The organism is Bacillus sp. FSL K6-4563, assembly GCF_038630405.1.
GTDB classification, from domain to species: domain Bacteria; phylum Bacillota; class Bacilli; order Bacillales; family Bacillaceae; genus Bacillus; species Bacillus pumilus.
The window spans coordinates 325,551-342,651 of sequence record NZ_CP152030.1 but is presented as its reverse complement, the minus strand read 5'-3'; the positions used below and the strand labels follow the sequence as shown (position 1 = coordinate 342,651).

Genomic DNA, 17,101 nt, shown 5'->3' with positions numbered 1-17,101 from the left:
ACACGTCCTCCTTACGACAAGGAATGCTACATAATGTTTCTATTATATGATAAATGGAGCGCGAAAAGATAGGCAATCTTAAAAATTGTGTTTGACGACGTAGCCGAGCTGTTCAGAAAGCCTCTGTGCCTGTTCTTTCACTTTTTGCTGCAGCTGGGGAATGACTTCTTCAGTAAACCGTTGGGTTGGACCAGATATGGATAAACAAGCCTTCACTTCCCCATGAATGTTAAAGACTGGTGCCGCTACTGCCGCAGATCCTACCTCTCGTTCATCGATGCTGCAAGAAGTATACGTGTCAAGAATATGTTTACATTCCTTTTGCCAGTCATCTCTCATCACATGATCAGCCTCAGACGCTAATACTTTTTGTTGAAATTCTTCACTTTGAAATGCCAATAATACCTTTCCGCCTGCACCTGCGTATAACGGCAGCTTCTCACCAACCTTGACAAGATGTCGAATCGATTGCAGCCCTTCCGCCTGTTCAATACAAACCCTGCTTGTTGCATCCAGTACATACAGGTTGACGGTTTCTTTTGTTTCATCACGAAGTGCGTACATGAGTGGTTTAGCCAGTTCTCTCAATTTAATGGACTTTCCTGCAATGTATCCAAGGAGATAAAGTCTTTGACCCAATCGGTATTTCATTGTGTCTGGATTCTTTTCCACAAAATGATTCATTTCAAGTGCCTTGAGCAGTCTCGTTGTAGTAGACATTGCTAAATTCATCTCTTTTGAAATATCCGTTAGCGTCAGCTCTTGACGTTCTTCACTAAAACAATAAAGAATATCCAAAGCGCGCTGAACTGTGCGCAGTCCTGATTCTTCTTTTGACTTCTTATCAGCCATGTTCAGTTTCTCCTTTTCCCCTTTGATTTCTTATCGACATAAACGATCGATTTTGCTATAATCCATTTTAAACGCTCCACTAAAAGAAAACAAATTCCACCAGTCGGAATAAAAACGATTGGAGAGGTTTGATGGAGGAGATATTTGAATGTACTTGCTCATTTTTACACTTCTTATTAGCCTATATATTGTTCATCAACTATTTCCCGCTCCCATACTCTCCTATTTTGTTGGTCTGCTGGCCGCTACTTCGCTCATCATTTCTTTTAAGAAAGCAAGTGGCCTTTATTTGAAAACAGGTGGTATGTTTCTCATGATTGGCTTGTTCTTATTCTTCTTATCCGACGAGCCATTGCACACTTTTTTTCTTCACTTTCATTCCATGCTAGGCTTGCTTTCTCTATTTTTCATGCTGCCTTTTATTCATTCTCTCATACATGTTGGACATTTCGATACACAATTAAATAAACTACTCACACTGCATACAACGAGCACAAACCAGCTTTATCGCAAGAGTTCATTTGTCACTCATATTCTTGGCATGTTTTTAAATATCGCAACGATCCCCTTACTATATACATCGCTCAAACCGTCGCTGGATTCTCTAAAAGAACAAGTGAAACAACATCTTTATACACGCAACCTTTTAAGGTCATATGCATTATGTTTAAGCTGGAGCCCTGTTGAAGTGCTCGTAAGCGTCACCATTGATGCAACCAAACTCAAATATTATCAAATCGCACCCGTTACTTTTGGTTTAATGGTCATCGTGCTGGCGACAGATTGGATGCTCTTCTCTCGTCAAAGCAAACGATTCCCAAACATCATTCAGTCCACAGAAACAAACTCCAATCCTCGTCGAATTAAGCGAAAAACCCTTCAGCTTGCTTTCATGCTGCTGAGTTTTATGACTGCCGTCTCACTTGTCGATGCATGGATTGGGAAAGGCTATTTATTCGCTGTTGTGCTAACCATTATTCCATTTGCTCTATTATTCTCTTCTGTCATCAAAAAAAGAAAACAATATATCGCCGTCTCTGTCCCTCATTGGAAAGAAAAAACCCGTCAGCTCTCCAACTATATGTGTCTATTTTTAAGTGCTGGCTTCTTTGTCGATATGCTGCTTGCCACCAACAGTATGCAGCCGATTCAAGCATTTATTGTCAGTATATCAGACGATGCCATTTTGGTTTATTGTGTCATTGGGTTATATTTTCTGATCACCGCTCTTTGCGGTTTTCACCCGCTCGTCTCGCTTGCTTTGTTAGTCAGCATGATGGCACCTGTCATCCAAGAACTTCCTGCTCTTCCCATTGCCATCATGCTGATCGTTGCTGGAACATCAACTGTCATGTTTAGTCCTTTTAATGTTTCTGTCTCCCTGTTAGCTGATTTGATGAAGGTCAACCCTTACCGTATCACTCGCTGGAATATATGGTTTGCTGGCTTTTATATCAGCATGGGTATCGCATGTGCAACGATCATCACTATTATCTTTTATTCATAAAAAAGAGAACTCAACTTGGTTTGAGTTCTCTTTTGCTTTCTCACTCTGGTTTTAATTGAATACGTTCAATTTTCCCTACGATAAAAATGTACGACAATGCCCCGCCTAATGCGACTAAACTGACGAATAAAATACCCCCGTTGTATGAGCCTGTCGCCGACACGATGAATCCGATAATAAGCGGAGTGATGATCCCAGCTAAATTAGCAAAAAAGTTAAATACACCGCCAGCCAGCCCAACCATTTCCCTTGGTGCCACTTCAGACAGCATCGTCCAAGAGATATTAGACAGTCCTTGTGCAAATGAAGCGATGGATAAAATGGTCAGCACAAGCGGAATATTCGTTGTAAAGTTCGCTAAAACAATGCTACTCGTCAGAAGCAAGCCAACCACTACCGGCAGCTTCCTCGCTACATTAACGGATACGCCCTTTTTAAGCAGCCAATCAGACACATAACCTCCAAACAATACCCCAAAGAATGCAGCAATATAAGGAAGAGAAGCCGCAAAACCTACCTTAAGAAATGCCATATTTTTCGCCTCTGCTAAATAGGTCGGAAACCATGTTAAAAAGAAAAAAAGTGTAGACGCTACAGAGAATTGACCAATATAGAGCCCAATCAATTTACGGTATTTTAGAAGGGCGGCAAAGTCTGCCCATTTCAGCTTCCCCTGTGATGCTACTGTCAGTCCATCGCCTTGCCGAATCAATTCTAACTCCTCTTCATTCATCTTCGGATGCTCTTTCGGTTCGTGATAATACTTGTACCAAAAGAAAGCAAATATGATACCGAGCGCACCTGCCGTAATAAAGACGGTTCTCCAATCGAAAGTCGTCATGATCCAAAAAAGAAGAGGTGTCGCAAATGCAAGACCCACATACTCTCCAGCAGTATAAACACCTGTCGCAAAAGCCCGTTCCCGCCTTGGAAACCATGTGGTGACAATGCGGTTATTCGCAGGAAATGCGGGAGATTCTGTAATTCCAATAAACAAACGACAGCCGAATAAAAAAGCAAAGCTGTTCGCAAACGCCTGCAGGCCTGTGAAAATAGACCAGGTAATGAGTGATATCCCATACGTTACCTTTGAGCCAAATTTATCGAGAATAAAACCGCCTGGTATTTGCATCGCTGTATATGTCCAGCTAAATGCTGAAAAAATGAGGCCTAATAAGGCAGGATTTAATTGCAATGAAGATTGAATAGCAGGTGCAACAATGGATACACTGGCTCGATCAATATAATTAATGGCGGTAATAAAAAACAACAGAATCAATATGCCAAAACGGGCTTTCGTTGGCTTCATATAAGCGGGCCGCAATTCATTCCCCTTCAGTTCTGAATGCACTTTCATAACCATCCTCCTTTGTTTCCGCAGCGTGCGATTCGGTTGAGCGTCTTAAATAACCCCTTTTTCTTCCAATTGTTTACACTCTTCTTCTGTTAAACCAAGCATATTTGTTAAAATCTCATAATTATGTTCGCCTAAATCAGGTGCAATGTGCCGGATACTTCCGGGTGTTTTTTCAAATTTCGGAATGATTCCGGGCACCTTTACTTTTCCAAGACGGGGGTGATGTACCTCGACGATATTCTCTCGTGCTTTAAATTGCGGATGCTCGAAAATATCCTGAATACTTAAAATTGGGCTCACAGGAACGCCATGAGTATCTAGAATTTCTAATACGTCATCCCTTGTTTTCGACGCGATCCATTGAGAGACGATCGCATCCATCTCTTTGTTATGCTTCAGCCTAGATGCATTGACCGCGAATTTTTCATTCTCTAATAAATCTAATCGATTCATCGCCTCTGCCAATCGATTGAAGGTCGAATCCGTACTCGTCACAAGAACCAAATAATGCCCATCCTTTGTCACATAGGTGCCGGCAGGGCTTGAATGACCGCTTAACCCCGGTGAACGCTCACGCACCTTCCCAAGCTTGTCATATTCTGCAACCAAAAATTCTAACATACGAAACACAGATTCATAGAGGGCCAAATCCACCATTTGCCCAGTTCCTTCTGAATGTGTATCTCTGTAATACATCGCTGTCACAGTAGCAAACGCCACATATATGCCTGCAATATAATCAGTTAAAGAAAAGGAAGGACTGACTGGATGCCGGTCTGGAAACCCTTGAATATATGTAAATCCGCTAAACGCCGTCGCAGGTGTTCCAAATCCGGCCTTGTCCTTAAACGGACCCGTTTGTCCATAACCCGATACACGAATCATAATTAATTGAGGGTTGATTTCTTTTAATACGTCGTACCCCACGCCCCATTTTTCGAGAGTTCCAGGGCGAAAATTTTCAATCAACACATCGACCTGACCTGCAAGCTTTTTAAAAATGTCTTTTGCTTCGTCTTTGTGCAGATCCAGTGTTAGAGATTTCTTATTCCGTGAGAGACCTGACCATCTAAGTGGTTCACCTTCTGCAAAAGGGCCAACATGCCGCAGCGTATCGCCTTTACCAGGAATCTCGACTTTGATGACCTCTGCACCAAAATCCCCTAGAAGCACCGCGCCATAGGGTGCAGCGATCATCGTAGAGACGTCTAATATTTTCATTCCTTCGAGCGGTGTATTCATATTCATTGCTTGACTCCCTTTCATTCAAGTGATGAAGGGCTAAATAACTTTCTATTTTAGCCCTTGTCATCTTTCTGATTGACCCGGAAGACCCTGATGATTCAAAAGGAGGGCTTACCGGAGCAGTTTGTTAATCCTTCGGAAGCTGCCCTTGCGGTGTGTAAAGCCAAATCAGCCATAAAGGTTCATCTCCTGTATTTACATGCTGGTGCGAGACACCGTCTGGAATGAACATGAAATCATTTTGTTTAAAGGACTGCCTTTCTCCATCACAAATGACTTCGCCAGATCCTTTAATCACATAATCAAATTCCTCTGAACCTGGGTGATTGTGCACTGAACTTGCTTCTCCCGGTTCAAAAATGGTGAGACCTGCCATCATATGCTCTGACCCAACAGTATCTGGTGTAATGGTTTGAAATACCTTTCGAATCATTTGCTCCTCTGGATGATCTAAACCTAACCATAATGGGTTCCCATCTTGAAACGGATTCAATACTTTAATTTTCATTGTTACTTCCTCCTCGTTATGTTTAATTCACGCTGACATGTGAGCGCTTTGAATTTGGTGAATAAATATCATTAATATTCCAATGTCCATCCGTAGGGACAGGATCATTTTTCATTGCTACATCGATGACGCAAGGCTCTTGAGATGCAATTGCTTCAGCTAAAGCTTCTTTGAATTCAGAAGCAGAGGTGATTTTAATCCCCTTCATCCCATAACCTCTTGCAATGGCAGCAAAATCCGGAGAATAGCTTTCTCCACCTTTTCTGAAAACAGTACCGTACGTCGTTTCATAGTGCGCCATTTGCAAGCCAGCTATTGTTCCAAACGCACTGTTATTCATCACAATCCACACAACAGGAATGTTCTCTTCAACGGCTGTTGCGAGAACGGATGGATTTTGACCGAATCCGCCGTCCCCAACGAGTGACACAACGACACGGTCAGGCTGGGCAATCTTTGCCCCAAGTGCGGCAGGTGCTCCAAATCCCATCGTTGCAAAGCCGCCTGGTGTTAGAATGGTCCCTGGCGTGAGCACAGGAAATTGCTGTCCGACCCCATTTTTATTCCAGCCAACATCCGTTGTAATAAAGGCATCTGGCGGTAATACTTCTCGCACTTCCTGCAAAATACGCTGCGGCTTCATTGGGAAGGATTCATCTTGAATGTTCGTCAGGTTGCTCGCCTGAAACTCCTTACGATATGCCGCAATTTCCTTTTTCAATTCAGGTCGATTCAGCCCTTCTGGCAGTCTTTCTCTCGCCACTCGATTGAGTACAGTCAAGGCCTGCTTCAGATCAGCTACTGCTCCAATGTCAACAGGATAGTTACGTCCAATTTCATTCGGATCAATGTCAATATGAATGAGCTTGGTTGATGGGAAACGGAACGTATATTCTGATTCCCACGAACTCGCATCAGCTTCAGCAAAACGGGTGCCTAAAGCCAATATATAGTCCGCCGCTTTGCACTGATCATTGATAAATTTTGTCCCCCAAAATCCTGTCATTCCAAGGGTCATTGGGTGATCATCTGGCATGGCTCCTTTCCCCATCAAAGAATGGGCGACAGGGATACTTAGATGATCAGAGAATGCCTTTAATTCTTCAGCTGCGTCAGCTAGTAAAATGCCTCCCCCTACATATAAAAGCGGCCTTTCTGCCTGCAGCAATCGATCTAATATCCGATTGGCCGTTTGATCATCAATTGAAGGCTTTTCAATGGTGTGTGTATGATGGTTGATTTGTTCAAACAGGGACACATCTAGGTCTTTTGAGAACACATCCATTGGAACAGATATCAGCACTGGGCCAGGACGGCCGCTTTCAGCTAACTGAAATGCTTTTGATAAAATCTCTGGAAATAATTCTGGAATATCGACTCGCCATGCTCTTTTCACAAACGGCCGGTAAATTTCGTATTGAGAGGCATCGGAATGAAGATTGATCTCTTGATGTGGGTGCTTTCCGTAGTAATGACTCGGGACATCTCCTGCAATGACAACCATTGGAATGGAATCAAGTGCTGCATTCGCTACCCCTGTTGCCGCATTGGTGAGTCCAGGACCTAGATGACTGAGAACAACAGCTGTCTGTTTCTTTGCTCGCGCATAACCATCTGCTGCATGTGCCGCTATCTGTTCATGTCTGACATTTACAAATTGAATCGAGCTTTTTTCAAGCGCTGATAAAAAAGCAATATTCGTATGACCGCAGAGACCAAAAATATGCTCGACTCCCCGATTCTCTAAATACTGAATAACCTGTGTAGAAATATTCTTCTTCATGTTTCTCTCCTCTCACGGTGCAGCTATGAATCTGCTACTCTCTTATTCTTTGAAAAACAATAGGTAGAACGCTGTTCAAATCCTGTATTGCCACTTGCCCGGGAGCTGAGCTTTCTTTCCCTACAGCAAAGGTCATGACAGATCCAAAAAGTCCACCAACCATTCTTGTAAAAGCCCCATATTCCCCCATTGCCATCGAAATAACGGGAATCGACAGCTGCTTGTTCGCATGGCTGGTCGCAGAGAGCAGTGTTAATGCATCCTCATAGGAATGCGGCATCACTGCAATCTTTGCGATGTCGGCGCCGACTGATTCTGCATTGACGAATAGCTGCACGAGACGATCCAACTCAGGGGTACGCTGGAAATCGTGATACGACACAATTAAGGTGACCCCATTACTTTTAGCCGCCTGACTGACTTGCTGTAAATGTGTCACATCATGCATCAATTCATAATCAACGGCGTCCACAAGCTGTGTGGAACAAAGCTCGACAAGCAGAGAAACCTTCTCATTTTCTGAGAGTGATATACTTTCGCCGCCCTCCTTTTCAGAGCGGATGGTGAATAAAAATGGTATGCCCTTTGCCTTTTCTACCATTCCCTTAAGGGTTTCTATGACTTGTTCCTTGTCATGAAGGTGATGAAAAAAATCCGCCCGCCACTCTATCACATCAGGCTTCTTCTCAGTTAATACCTCGACCTCATGAAACAATTCTTCCTTTGTTTGCCCGATGAGCGGCGTACAAATCATTGGCTGACCGCCTGTCTGCACACTTTTTACCTTTTGCTGAAATGCATTCACATCCAAACGCCCCTTTCACAGACCCTGTGGAAGCACGATCATTTTGGTTTCGGTCATCTCCTCAATAGCGAAACGCGGACCTTCTCTTCCAAGACCACTTCGCTTAATTCCTCCATAAGGCCAATGATCCAGTCTAAAATTTGATGTCCCATTGATGACAACACCGCCAGTTTCAAGCTCTTTTGCTGCGTGTAACGCAACATCCAGCTGATTCGTAAAGATCCCTGCCTGCAAACCATATCGACTATCATTTGCTTCTTTAATTGCCTCCTCCAGCTCCGCATAAGGGAGAATGCTGACAACTGGGCCGAATACTTCCTCACAGACGACCTTGGCCTGTTTCGGAGGGTTCAGCAAAATAGCCGGTGTGATGCTCGCTCCATTTCTTTTTCCCCCACATAAAAGCTGTGCCCCCATACTCTCTGCCTCTTGTATCCATGTCTCAACACGCTGCGCGGCCTGTGCATCGACCATACAGCCGATATCACTCTCACTGGACAGCGGATCTCCAACGACAAGCTGCTCTACTTTTTGTTTTAATACCTCAGTAAACGACGGCATTATTTCCTGGTGGACATAAATTCTTTGAACAGAAATACAGCTTTGACCAGAATTACTAAAGCCTGTCTTGGCACAAAGGGATGCGGCTTGTTCAATATCAGCATCGTGATGAACAATCGTCGCGCCATTCCCTCCGAGTTCGAGCAATACTTTTTTTAATCCCGCAGAGGTTGTAATATGCTCTCCTCCGGCAGCCCCACCGGTAAAAGAGATGAGATTCGTTCTTTCATCAGTGACTAACTGTTTCCCAGCCTCGACCCCGCCAATCACAAGCTGCAAACTTGCCTCAGGGAACCCTGCTTCGAGAAGGAGTTTGACAAACGCTGTAGCAACAGCTGATGTTTGCGGTGCAGGCTTCAAAATAATGACATTCCCTCCCGCAAAAGCTGGACCAACTTTGTGACAAATTAAGTTGAGCGGTGCATTAAAAGGAGTAATCGCCAGCACAACTCCGACTGGTATTTTAAATGTCATGGCCATTGCTCCCTGCCCACGCGATGATACATTGCCTGGAATGGTCTCACCTACTAATCGATTTGCTTCTTCCGCCGACTGCGCTAGCGTCTCGATTGATCGTGAGACTTCATCTCTTGTATTTTTAAGCGGTTTGCCTAATTCTAACGAAATCAGTTTTGCGAAATGGTCTTTTTGTTCTTCAAGCAAGGTGGCTGCTTTCGTTAGAAGCTTTGAGCGTTCGATTGCCGATATTCCCGCTATTTGTTTTTTAGCATGCTGCGCAATAGAAAGTGCCTGTTCTATGTCTTCTGATGAGGCGAGATATGATGTACCGATCCTTTCTCCTGAGTAAGGATTGATGATATCTGTTTTCACACGATCGGTATCCATCCACTCGCCGTTTATATATGATAACGCTTTCAAACTGCTCAAATTTTCTCTCCCTCCTTCAAGTGCCGCGTTCCATGTCCTGCATAACGAACCAATCTTTCTTCGTTTGGACAAGGTCCCTTCACGAGGGCTCCCTTTGTCAGCTCCTCATATGCATGCGCCACGATGCCCATTCCTCTGGATAAGGAAAAAATGCCTTTTGCTGCTTCTGCTGGAATGTTTAATTCACATTGGATTGCAGCAGATACACCGTCTATATTCATCGTGATTTTCTTCCCTTTCAGGTGTTCAAGCTCATGTCTAATCGCTTCGGCTAACCGTAAATATATCCCACTGATAAGACCTTGCTGGACATATGTGTGACTTAGCTCATATAGACATCTAACCCTCGGATCATCATCATGAAGCTGATGGCCGATCCCCGGGATTTTTTCCTTGCGAGTTAACCATGTGTGACATACTTGCTTGGCCGCAGACTGTATATCCTTTTGATCATCGTAGATCGCTTTGGCTTCGTATAACATACGCATGGCCTTCTCTCCGGCTCCGCCATGAATATCACCTAATAAATTCACCCCTGTTGCAACAGAGGAATTAAACGAAATGCCGCAAGTCACCGCCATTCTGGCAGCTGCAATAGATGGCGCTCTTGGTCCATGGTCCGCGCCTGCGACAAGAACACTTTCAAAAAGAGCTGCTTTTGAATCATCCAATAATTCACCAACAAGCAGTAAATAAAGCATTTGTGGATACGACAGTTCGCCAATCAGTTCTTCAATCGGATAACCTCGAAGTTCAATTGAATTTTTTTGAATATGACTAATCTCAGTTTCCCACCAAGCTCCTCCCTCTTTGTAGATTTCCAGTGCACTTCGATTTTTCATTGTGTCAATCATTCCTTTAGCTTCTTATTTGGAGGTGAACCACCCCTTTATTCCATTCAGTGGAATCTAATTTCACTTTTCGGAATGTGGTTTCATTGTAAGCGCATTCTTTTTCTTCGTCAATCATTTTTTCTGAAAATACTGTAAATAGCAGTGAAATTAAGTGAATCGAACTAATTATGCTTGCTTTTTTTGATCAAAAAAATCTTTATTTAGTTAAATGGACTTGAGTAGATCGTTCTACTAATTTAATGAATTTTTGGTTATTTTGTCAAACCCATTTAAAAATTCAACATAAAAAAACCTCTCCGTCTACTGGAGAGGTCGCTTTTTTATTTCCACCAGTCATCAAACATGGAAGCGGGTACTTGGCGTTTATGCTCTGATTGAACATAGCGCTTTTCAATCGCTTCTGCTGCTTGTTCTGACACGGGCTTACCTTCTAAGTAATCATCAATTTCATTGTACGTAATGCCTAGTTCTGTTTCATCCGTTTGCTGAGGTTTGTCATCAAGCAGATCGGCTGTCGGTTTCTTTAAGTATAGGCGCTCTGGTGCTTGCAGCGCTTCTAGCAGTGTCCGGCCTTGGCGTTTCGTCAGACCTGTGAGCGGGAGAACGTCTGCACCGCCGTCACCATATTTCGTGAAAAACCCAGTGACTGCTTCGGCTGCATGATCTGTACCAATGACAAGTAATCCTTCTTCTCCTCCAACAGCATATTGCGCGATCATTCGCATGCGTGCTTTGACATTCCCTTTATTAAAATCAGACAACGGTCCGCCTGTGTCTTTTTGATATTGTTCACTGAATGCCGTCACGGCAGGCGCAATATCATATTTCCACGACTTGTCCGGCTGAATAAATGATAAAGCGAGCTGGGCATCATCTTCATCCTGCTGCACGCCATGCGGGAGACGCACCGCAATAAAGACTACCTCTTCCTTTCCTTCTTGACGCAGTTCAGATGCAGCGAGCTGTGCAAGACGGCCAGCGAGCGTTGAATCCTGTCCGCCGCTAATGCCGAGAACGAATCCTTTCGCGCCGGTTTTTTTCAAGTAGTCCTTTAAAAATCCAACCCGTTTTTCAATCTCCTGCTTCGGGTCAATTGAGGGCTGCACATGCAACTCTTGGCTGATCTTTTTTTGCAAACTCATACACTTTTCCTCCTAAGCATCCTCTACATGAAGAGAACAGGTTTTACTCTGAATTCATTGATTTGACAACGTTTTTTGAATCTTCATTATACCATGTTTTCAAGAAGAACATTTTGTAAGACGTTCCCCTATTTCATCAATGATCAAACATTCACAAATGAAAAAGACCCTGTCTATAAGGACTGGCCTTTTTTTCAATCAATTTCTACCCGTATAGATGTACAGCTTGCGCCATTACACTTCCCAATATCAGCAGGGCATGCGGATACGGCCACAATGAGATCCATTTCAGCTCGCAGACGAATGTAATCACCGGGAAGAGATTTTGGCAGCTCCACAGACAGCTTTCCTTTTTCATCAATGACTGTATTCATAAAGGCATTAAAAGGATAGTACATATCCTCCTTCGGAATCCCAAATGGTTCAAAGGCAGTCCTTAAATTATCGTAGCATGTATGCATGACCTCTAAATGCGTCCGTCCGTATAAAAGCTGGTACATTTCTTGCCGGCAGGCGGGCATATATAAATCATGGCACTCGACTGTATCTTCAATGACCGTAAACATCGGTTTGTATAAATTAGAATAGAGCTTATCGCCTTTTTTCACTTTGGACGAAAATAGGCTGTCCATTGTCGCGCCTTGGTCAAATTTTTCATAAAAATCCTTTTCGTGATAGGCCATGACATCTGCTACTTGCTGGCCTTCAACATCAACCACCCGCATACATTGGCCTTTTCCTAAACGAAAGCCCAGTCTGCCCTTTGGTAAAATGACATATTCTCCGTTCATCACATACACTCCTTTCCTTGACAGTATGCCCAAAACGTCCTCTTGATCATGTATAAAAAAAAGAGGCGGTCACAAGCTAATGTCATTGAAACAGAAAGGTGTTGCGCATGCATTGAAAGAAGAACAAACTTTATCTTGGTGGCAGCTTTCTCTCATCGGAGTCGGCTGTACGATTGGCACTGGTTTCTTCCTTGGTTCCAGCATTGCCATTACAAAGTCCGGTTTTTCCGTCTGCATTTCTTTTTTACTTGCTGCGGTTGGAACCTATCTCGTCTTTAAACATTTGGCTGCGATGACAGCCGATAATCCTGATAAAGGGTCATTTTGTTCCTATGCTCGTAAAGCATATGGACGCTGGGCAGGGTTTAGCAATGGCTGGGTGTATTGGTTCGCAGAAATGCTGATTACAGGAAGTCAGTTAACAGCGATTTCTCTTTTTACCCGCCACTGGTTTCCATCTGTGCCGCTCTGGGTGTTTTCTGCAATTTATTCCGCTCTTGCCCTGCTCGTGATTATCATAGGGCTCTCTTCTTTTCAAAAGACAGAAAATGTCCTTGCGGTACTGAAGACAGCGGCGATTTTTCTATTTATGATCCTTGCTGTGCTTGTGTTATTCGGGATTCTGACAGATCATAAACCAACCCTTCACCTCCCAAACAAAGATCACGAATGGATGCCGCTCGGTCCGCTTGGTCTTTGGAATGGATTGATTTACGCGTTTTATGCATTTGGGGGAATTGAAGTCATGGGGCTGATGGCGGTTCATTTAAAGGACCCGAAGGATGCAGCAAAGTCTGGACGCGTCATGCTGATCATTCTAGCGGTCATCTATATCGTCTCAATTGGACTTGCTCTCTTGCTTGTCCCAGTGACAGCCTTTAATGAGAACAGCAGTCCCTTTATTACATCATTAGAGCCATTTCATTTATCGATCTTTCTTCATATCTTTAATGGCATTTTCATTATTGCCGGCTTTTCGACATTGGTTGCCTCTCTCTATGCAGTCACGACGCTGCTTGGCACGATGTCAGAGCATCAAGATGCACCTGCTTGTTTTAAACAAAAAGACCCATCTCATGTCAGATGGTCTTCGATTATCTTAACTGCTGCTGGATTAATTGTCTCGATTTTGCTTGCGCTCTTTTTGTCCAAACACATCTACGAGCACCTCACAACAGCAGCCGGCCTTACCCTTCTGTACACGTGGGTCTTCATTCTGTTCTCAAGTAAAAAGCTATCAAAGCCATCCACTCGCCAAACGTGCGAAATGTTTCTTGCACTTCTCCTGATTGGAGCCGCCATTTCAGGCACTTTAACAGAGGCAAGCGGACGACCTGGCTTTTTTATCAGCCTTGGGATCATTGCAGTGATTGCCATCATGGTGCTATTTATGAGGAAAAAGTGGAAGCAGCAGGATCAGACCGCATCATAATTTCATCATGTTTCTTAATGCAGTAAAAGGACATTTGGCGGAGGCTGGTTTCTCCGCCTCTTCATCTGGGAGAAAGTATTGCTTCCATTCATGATTGGTCGGATCACCGTACCATTTTAATGATGGATGAACGCCGACCTCATCATACGCTTTGAGCCGCTTGCGAACGAGCTGGCTCATTTTTTGACCAAACTTAGTCGATCCATTCAATTTCTCAAACACCCATCTAGGCTGAAATGCCATTAAGACATAAGGAAAGTGGCGGCTTTTTCTGAGCTTATGAGCCGGTGTGGAGCATAAAATAAAATACGCTTCCCCGTGAAAGCAATACTCCCACTCATGATGATGAGCATCTAGCGGAATATCCTCAGGCCATGGCACTTCATCTTTCTGGTGCAGTCGTTGAAGCAATGACCAAAACTGCTGCTCAAGCTCTTCAAGCGAACTTTCCTTTAAATCCTGCGGTGTTTCAAAAAAGCATATAAATGAAGCATATTGACCCGTTTCTTTCGCACAGCTTTGATATTCTCTCAGCAGCTGCGCTAATTCCTCAACAGCTTCCTCTTTTCTCGGATCACCCACAAACCCATAGCGTAAATGATCGAGAAAAAATCCCTGTCTTCCTGGGACACAAGGGAATGTATCTGCCTCATCTCCTACCATCTCTCCAAATAGCGTAAAAGCATCCTGCTTCCATTCTTCTAGTGATCGTAGATTTTGATCAAGGCAACTTTTTGCATACAACTGGGCCATTTCCTTCCACCTCGTTTTAGCGTCTTCTCCATAGCCTATGAGAAAAAAAGGCTGTGGTGACTGTCCCTAAGCGACTTTCCTTGCGCATTCCAGAGGTGGATGTTCTCATTCAAATTCAGCATGTATGTGCGTCTTTCACTCCATGCTGCTTCTTTTAATAGAGCGCTTTTGTATCTTCCCTATGATCGGTTCTTCATCAAAAAGACAGAATCGAGCACCCAATAAATGAGGGCTGAGCAAAAGCTAAACAGATAGACTTTGTAGCTAATGAACACAACCAGTCCATAATCAATCCATAACGCTAACGCAGAGCAAATCACCCACGCCGCAAGAAAATAAACAAGTAAGTCACGGCCTCGAAACCTTCTAGGATGCCTGTGTAAAACAAGCTGAATCGGTGCAGCAAACACTACATAAGCGATTAAAATCAGCAGACTTGTCATCTCCACATAACCAAAGCCTGATTCAGTCGGGATAAATAGCATGGTATATACGAATGTTGCTGTGATGACTGATAAGATCAGCATGCACAAATAGTTGAATACTGGAAGAAAAATACGCATGGCAAAGCTCCTTGAATCCATTTTATATCTCACCATTATTCAAGAATGTGTTATGTCTGTCAATCCTTACAAAAAAAAGCAGACTGACATGAGTCTGCTTTTCTACCCAATCAACGCCATGATCCCTTGATACCCGAAATAAGCGCCGAAACCAAGTAAAGATAAGCCTGCAAGCACGGATAAGCCATGTAAGACACGTTCACTTAAATAGCGCCTAAACGAACTAGCAAGCAGCGCCATGCTGAAATCCCAGATCAACATGCCGATAAAAATAGCCAAGCTGTACATCAGCATTTGAGATGCCCCATACTTTTCGATCGTATTGGCCAAAATACTGCCGTAGATACCAAGCCAAAATAAAATACTGAGCGGATTGGAAAGAGAAATGAAAAACCCCGTCATAAATGACTGACCCATCGAAGTGTTTCCAACATCCTTTTTCGGGCTCTCCTGCAAATTGATTTTACGTAGGCTCTCAATGCCGGTATAGGTCAAAACAAAAAAGCCGAATAGCCACAAAAAAGTTTTCACAAGAGGTGCGGTCAAAAGCTGGGCGACACCAAAATAGATGAGGAGCATATAGACAATATCCGCAGCCATTGCCCCCACACCAAAAATCCACGCGTGCCAAAATCCACTTTTAATCCCTCTGTCGATTTGAGCTGCATTGACTGGCCCAACAGGCGCTGAAAGTGACAACCCTAAAAAGATATAACCAAAAAACACCGCCACATAGACGTCCTCCTTTTGATGCTGACTTGTACATATTATTCAAACGTTCTATGGTTTAGTACAAGTCCTTTGTCATCTTTTCAGGCGGACTCAAGGGAGCATCGGGTATTGCTTATCGATCGGCTTTCAGCGCCGATTGTTGCGGCAGGACCGTTTCCTTTTTCGTAGCACGTTTCATTTGAATCGCAGCTGCAAACAGAAGAACAGCTAAGAAGGCGAAAACAAAGACGGCACTTGCTGCTCCTGCCCATTCAAGACTAAAGCCGATCAAGAAGGACAAGCAGGCTCCGCCTAAACTTGCGGCTGCAATAAAGTAACTCGTCGCCTCGTCGATCGCATTTTCAATCATTAATGCAGATGCAGTCAGTGCGATTGGGAACATACCAGCTGCACACAGACCGATGAAAAAGATGAGAAGCAGCTGCGCGGCGATGTGGGTTGTCAGGGCAAATACAACGAGCAGCAGAATCATGAGTGCTGCGCTTAGCTTTAAAAAACGCAGCGGGTGCAACTTATCAGCTTTTCTCGCAATGACAGTTCTGCCAATGACGATCGCTGTCCAAAAGGTAGAGACCGCAAAGAGACCCCAATTGTCTCCTCCCTTCTCCAGCATGATCGACGGCAAAAAGTTCGCAAAGTTCGTTTCAATCCCTGCGTAGAAAAAGGCAAAGCAAATCATGATCACCACAATGATTCGATTGTTTCGATCAACAAGTAAGGACGGTTTTCTTACCCCATTGGAAGGAGCAGTCATCTGTCCACTAGGCAATTTGTTCATGAAGGTAAGCCAGAGCATAAGGAAGAATGTCAGTGCACCGACTTGAAATAAAAACACATAGTGCCACGTCTGTTCATTGACAGTTAGTAAAATCACAAGTGGAAATAACAGTGCTCCTAACCCAAAGAAGACCTCCATGATGCTGATTCGCTTCGCACTGTTTGCCATCGAAATCACATACGCTCCGGCTGTTGTCTCAAGACTGCCTGCCCCGCTCCCAAGAAAAAAACCTGCCAGCACAAGTGTTGACCAGCCAGGAACCAAAAGCCCAAGCAGAAGTGACCCGATCATCAGCAAAAGACCCATGGTCAGAACAGCGCCGTAGCCTTTTTTCCTCACAAGGATGGGGGATAACAGAACCCCTGTCAAAAAACCAATAAACTGAAAAAAGATTAAAGAAGATAATTCCCCAGGACCCTTATCGTAACTAGACAGTAAATAAGGAGTTAAGCTGCCAAAAAACACATGAATGGTCCCAATAAAAAAATAAAAGACACAGCCAAAATAAAATACTTTTTTCATCTTTTCACTTCCTCTAAAAAGGAGCGGA

At 43.7% G+C, this 17,101-nt stretch carries 16 protein-coding genes; 2 read left to right on the top strand and 14 right to left on the bottom strand.

Annotation, left to right across the window (positions count from 1 at the left end):
* Positions 1-78: 78 nt before the first annotated feature.
* Positions 79-852 (bottom strand): IclR family transcriptional regulator, encoded by a 774-nt coding sequence (locus MHH54_RS01870; RefSeq protein WP_106035952.1) that lies wholly within the window; start codon positions 850-852, stop codon positions 79-81.
* Positions 853-1,000: 148 nt separating this feature from the next.
* Here MHH54_RS01870 and MHH54_RS01865 point away from each other — a divergent pair, with 148 nt between their 5' ends.
* The gene (locus MHH54_RS01865; RefSeq protein WP_342500604.1) at positions 1,001-2,359 is read left to right on the top strand and encodes a hypothetical protein; all 1,359 of its coding nucleotides are present in this window, start codon (positions 1,001-1,003) and stop codon (positions 2,357-2,359) included.
* A gap of 40 nt (positions 2,360-2,399) precedes the next feature.
* Here MHH54_RS01865 and MHH54_RS01860 read toward each other — a convergent pair whose 3' ends face one another.
* The 9 genes from MHH54_RS01860 to MHH54_RS01820 all read right to left on the bottom strand — a co-directional run bounded on the left by MHH54_RS01860 (position 2,400) and on the right by MHH54_RS01820 (position 12,293).
* A complete protein-coding gene (locus MHH54_RS01860; RefSeq protein WP_106035954.1) occupies positions 2,400-3,716 on the bottom strand; it encodes an MFS transporter in 1,317 nt (438 codons plus the stop codon).
* Between the two features lie 45 nt (positions 3,717-3,761).
* Positions 3,762-4,964, bottom strand: coding sequence for a CoA transferase (locus tag MHH54_RS01855; RefSeq protein ID WP_080984713.1), 1,203 nt, complete (start codon positions 4,962-4,964; stop codon positions 3,762-3,764).
* 124 nt (positions 4,965-5,088) lie between these two features.
* Positions 5,089-5,469 (bottom strand): cupin domain-containing protein, encoded by a 381-nt coding sequence (locus tag MHH54_RS01850; RefSeq protein WP_003216877.1) that lies wholly within the window; start codon positions 5,467-5,469, stop codon positions 5,089-5,091.
* Between the two features lie 22 nt (positions 5,470-5,491).
* Positions 5,492-7,252: a thiamine pyrophosphate-binding protein gene (locus tag MHH54_RS01845; RefSeq protein WP_310025938.1), complete on the bottom strand. Its 1,761-nt coding sequence runs from the start codon at positions 7,250-7,252 to the stop codon at positions 5,492-5,494.
* Positions 7,253-7,286: 34 nt separating this feature from the next.
* Positions 7,287-8,063, bottom strand: a complete 777-nt coding sequence (gene aroD / locus MHH54_RS01840; RefSeq protein WP_342500603.1) for a type I 3-dehydroquinate dehydratase — start codon at positions 8,061-8,063, stop codon at positions 7,287-7,289.
* A gap of 9 nt (positions 8,064-8,072) precedes the next feature.
* Positions 8,073-9,506, bottom strand: a complete 1,434-nt coding sequence (locus MHH54_RS01835) for an aldehyde dehydrogenase family protein (protein ID WP_050943270.1) — start codon at positions 9,504-9,506, stop codon at positions 8,073-8,075.
* Positions 9,503-10,360 (bottom strand): citryl-CoA lyase, encoded by an 858-nt coding sequence (locus MHH54_RS01830; RefSeq protein ID WP_342500602.1) that lies wholly within the window; start codon positions 10,358-10,360, stop codon positions 9,503-9,505. The genes MHH54_RS01835 and MHH54_RS01830 overlap by 4 nt, the downstream gene beginning before the upstream one ends.
* A 320-nt stretch (positions 10,361-10,680) precedes the next feature.
* Positions 10,681-11,502, bottom strand: coding sequence for an ammonia-dependent NAD(+) synthetase (nadE, locus tag MHH54_RS01825; protein ID WP_050943271.1), 822 nt, complete (start codon positions 11,500-11,502; stop codon positions 10,681-10,683).
* A gap of 194 nt (positions 11,503-11,696) precedes the next feature.
* Complete coding sequence (locus MHH54_RS01820) at positions 11,697-12,293, bottom strand: urea carboxylase-associated family protein (protein WP_003217259.1); 597 nt, start codon at positions 12,291-12,293, stop codon at positions 11,697-11,699.
* 79 nt (positions 12,294-12,372) lie between these two features.
* Here MHH54_RS01820 and MHH54_RS01815 point away from each other — a divergent pair, with 79 nt between their 5' ends.
* A complete protein-coding gene (locus MHH54_RS01815) occupies positions 12,373-13,725 on the top strand; it encodes an amino acid permease (RefSeq protein WP_003217176.1) in 1,353 nt (450 codons plus the stop codon).
* On the opposite strand, the gene MHH54_RS01810 is transcribed toward MHH54_RS01815, so the two are convergent.
* From MHH54_RS01810 to MHH54_RS01795, 4 genes are all read right to left on the bottom strand, one after another.
* Positions 13,720-14,478: a YqcI/YcgG family protein gene (locus tag MHH54_RS01810; protein WP_003216950.1), complete on the bottom strand. Its 759-nt coding sequence runs from the start codon at positions 14,476-14,478 to the stop codon at positions 13,720-13,722. The genes MHH54_RS01815 and MHH54_RS01810 overlap by 6 nt on opposite strands.
* Before the next feature lie 179 nt (positions 14,479-14,657).
* Positions 14,658-15,041 carry a UPF0715 family protein gene (locus MHH54_RS01805; protein ID WP_003216904.1) on the bottom strand — a complete coding sequence of 128 codons (384 nt, stop codon included), beginning with the start codon at positions 15,039-15,041 and terminating at the stop codon, positions 14,658-14,660.
* Between the two features lie 102 nt (positions 15,042-15,143).
* A complete protein-coding gene (locus tag MHH54_RS01800) occupies positions 15,144-15,773 on the bottom strand; it encodes a LysE family translocator (protein ID WP_003217164.1) in 630 nt (209 codons plus the stop codon).
* Positions 15,774-15,885: 112 nt separating this feature from the next.
* Positions 15,886-17,073, bottom strand: a complete 1,188-nt coding sequence (locus MHH54_RS01795) for an MFS transporter (RefSeq protein ID WP_003216903.1) — start codon at positions 17,071-17,073, stop codon at positions 15,886-15,888.
* Between the last annotated feature and the right edge of the window lie 28 nt (positions 17,074-17,101).

Bases quoted from the DNA above. Each gene is read 5' to 3' on its own strand.
- MHH54_RS01815 (WP_003217176.1), top strand. From the start codon at position 12,373: ATGTCATTGAAACAGAAAGGTGTTGCGCATGCATTGAAAGAAGAACAA.
- MHH54_RS01805 (WP_003216904.1), bottom strand. From the start codon at position 15,041: ATGCGTATTTTTCTTCCAGTATTCAACTATTTGTGCATGCTGATCTTA.
- MHH54_RS01830 (WP_342500602.1), bottom strand. From the start codon at position 10,360: ATGATTGACACAATGAAAAATCGAAGTGCACTGGAAATCTACAAAGAG.
- MHH54_RS01870 (WP_106035952.1), bottom strand. From the start codon at position 852: ATGGCTGATAAGAAGTCAAAAGAAGAATCAGGACTGCGCACAGTTCAG.
- MHH54_RS01865 (WP_342500604.1), top strand. From the start codon at position 1,001: ATGTACTTGCTCATTTTTACACTTCTTATTAGCCTATATATTGTTCAT.
- MHH54_RS01810 (WP_003216950.1), bottom strand. From the start codon at position 14,478: ATGGCCCAGTTGTATGCAAAAAGTTGCCTTGATCAAAATCTACGATCA.
- MHH54_RS01795 (WP_003216903.1), bottom strand. From the start codon at position 17,073: ATGAAAAAAGTATTTTATTTTGGCTGTGTCTTTTATTTTTTTATTGGG.
- nadE (WP_050943271.1), bottom strand. From the start codon at position 11,502: ATGAGTTTGCAAAAAAAGATCAGCCAAGAGTTGCATGTGCAGCCCTCA.
- MHH54_RS01850 (WP_003216877.1), bottom strand. From the start codon at position 5,469: ATGAAAATTAAAGTATTGAATCCGTTTCAAGATGGGAACCCATTATGG.
- MHH54_RS01855 (WP_080984713.1), bottom strand. From the start codon at position 4,964: ATGAATATGAATACACCGCTCGAAGGAATGAAAATATTAGACGTCTCT.
- MHH54_RS01820 (WP_003217259.1), bottom strand. From the start codon at position 12,293: ATGAACGGAGAATATGTCATTTTACCAAAGGGCAGACTGGGCTTTCGT.
- MHH54_RS01845 (WP_310025938.1), bottom strand. From the start codon at position 7,252: ATGAAGAAGAATATTTCTACACAGGTTATTCAGTATTTAGAGAATCGG.
- MHH54_RS01860 (WP_106035954.1), bottom strand. From the start codon at position 3,716: ATGAAAGTGCATTCAGAACTGAAGGGGAATGAATTGCGGCCCGCTTAT.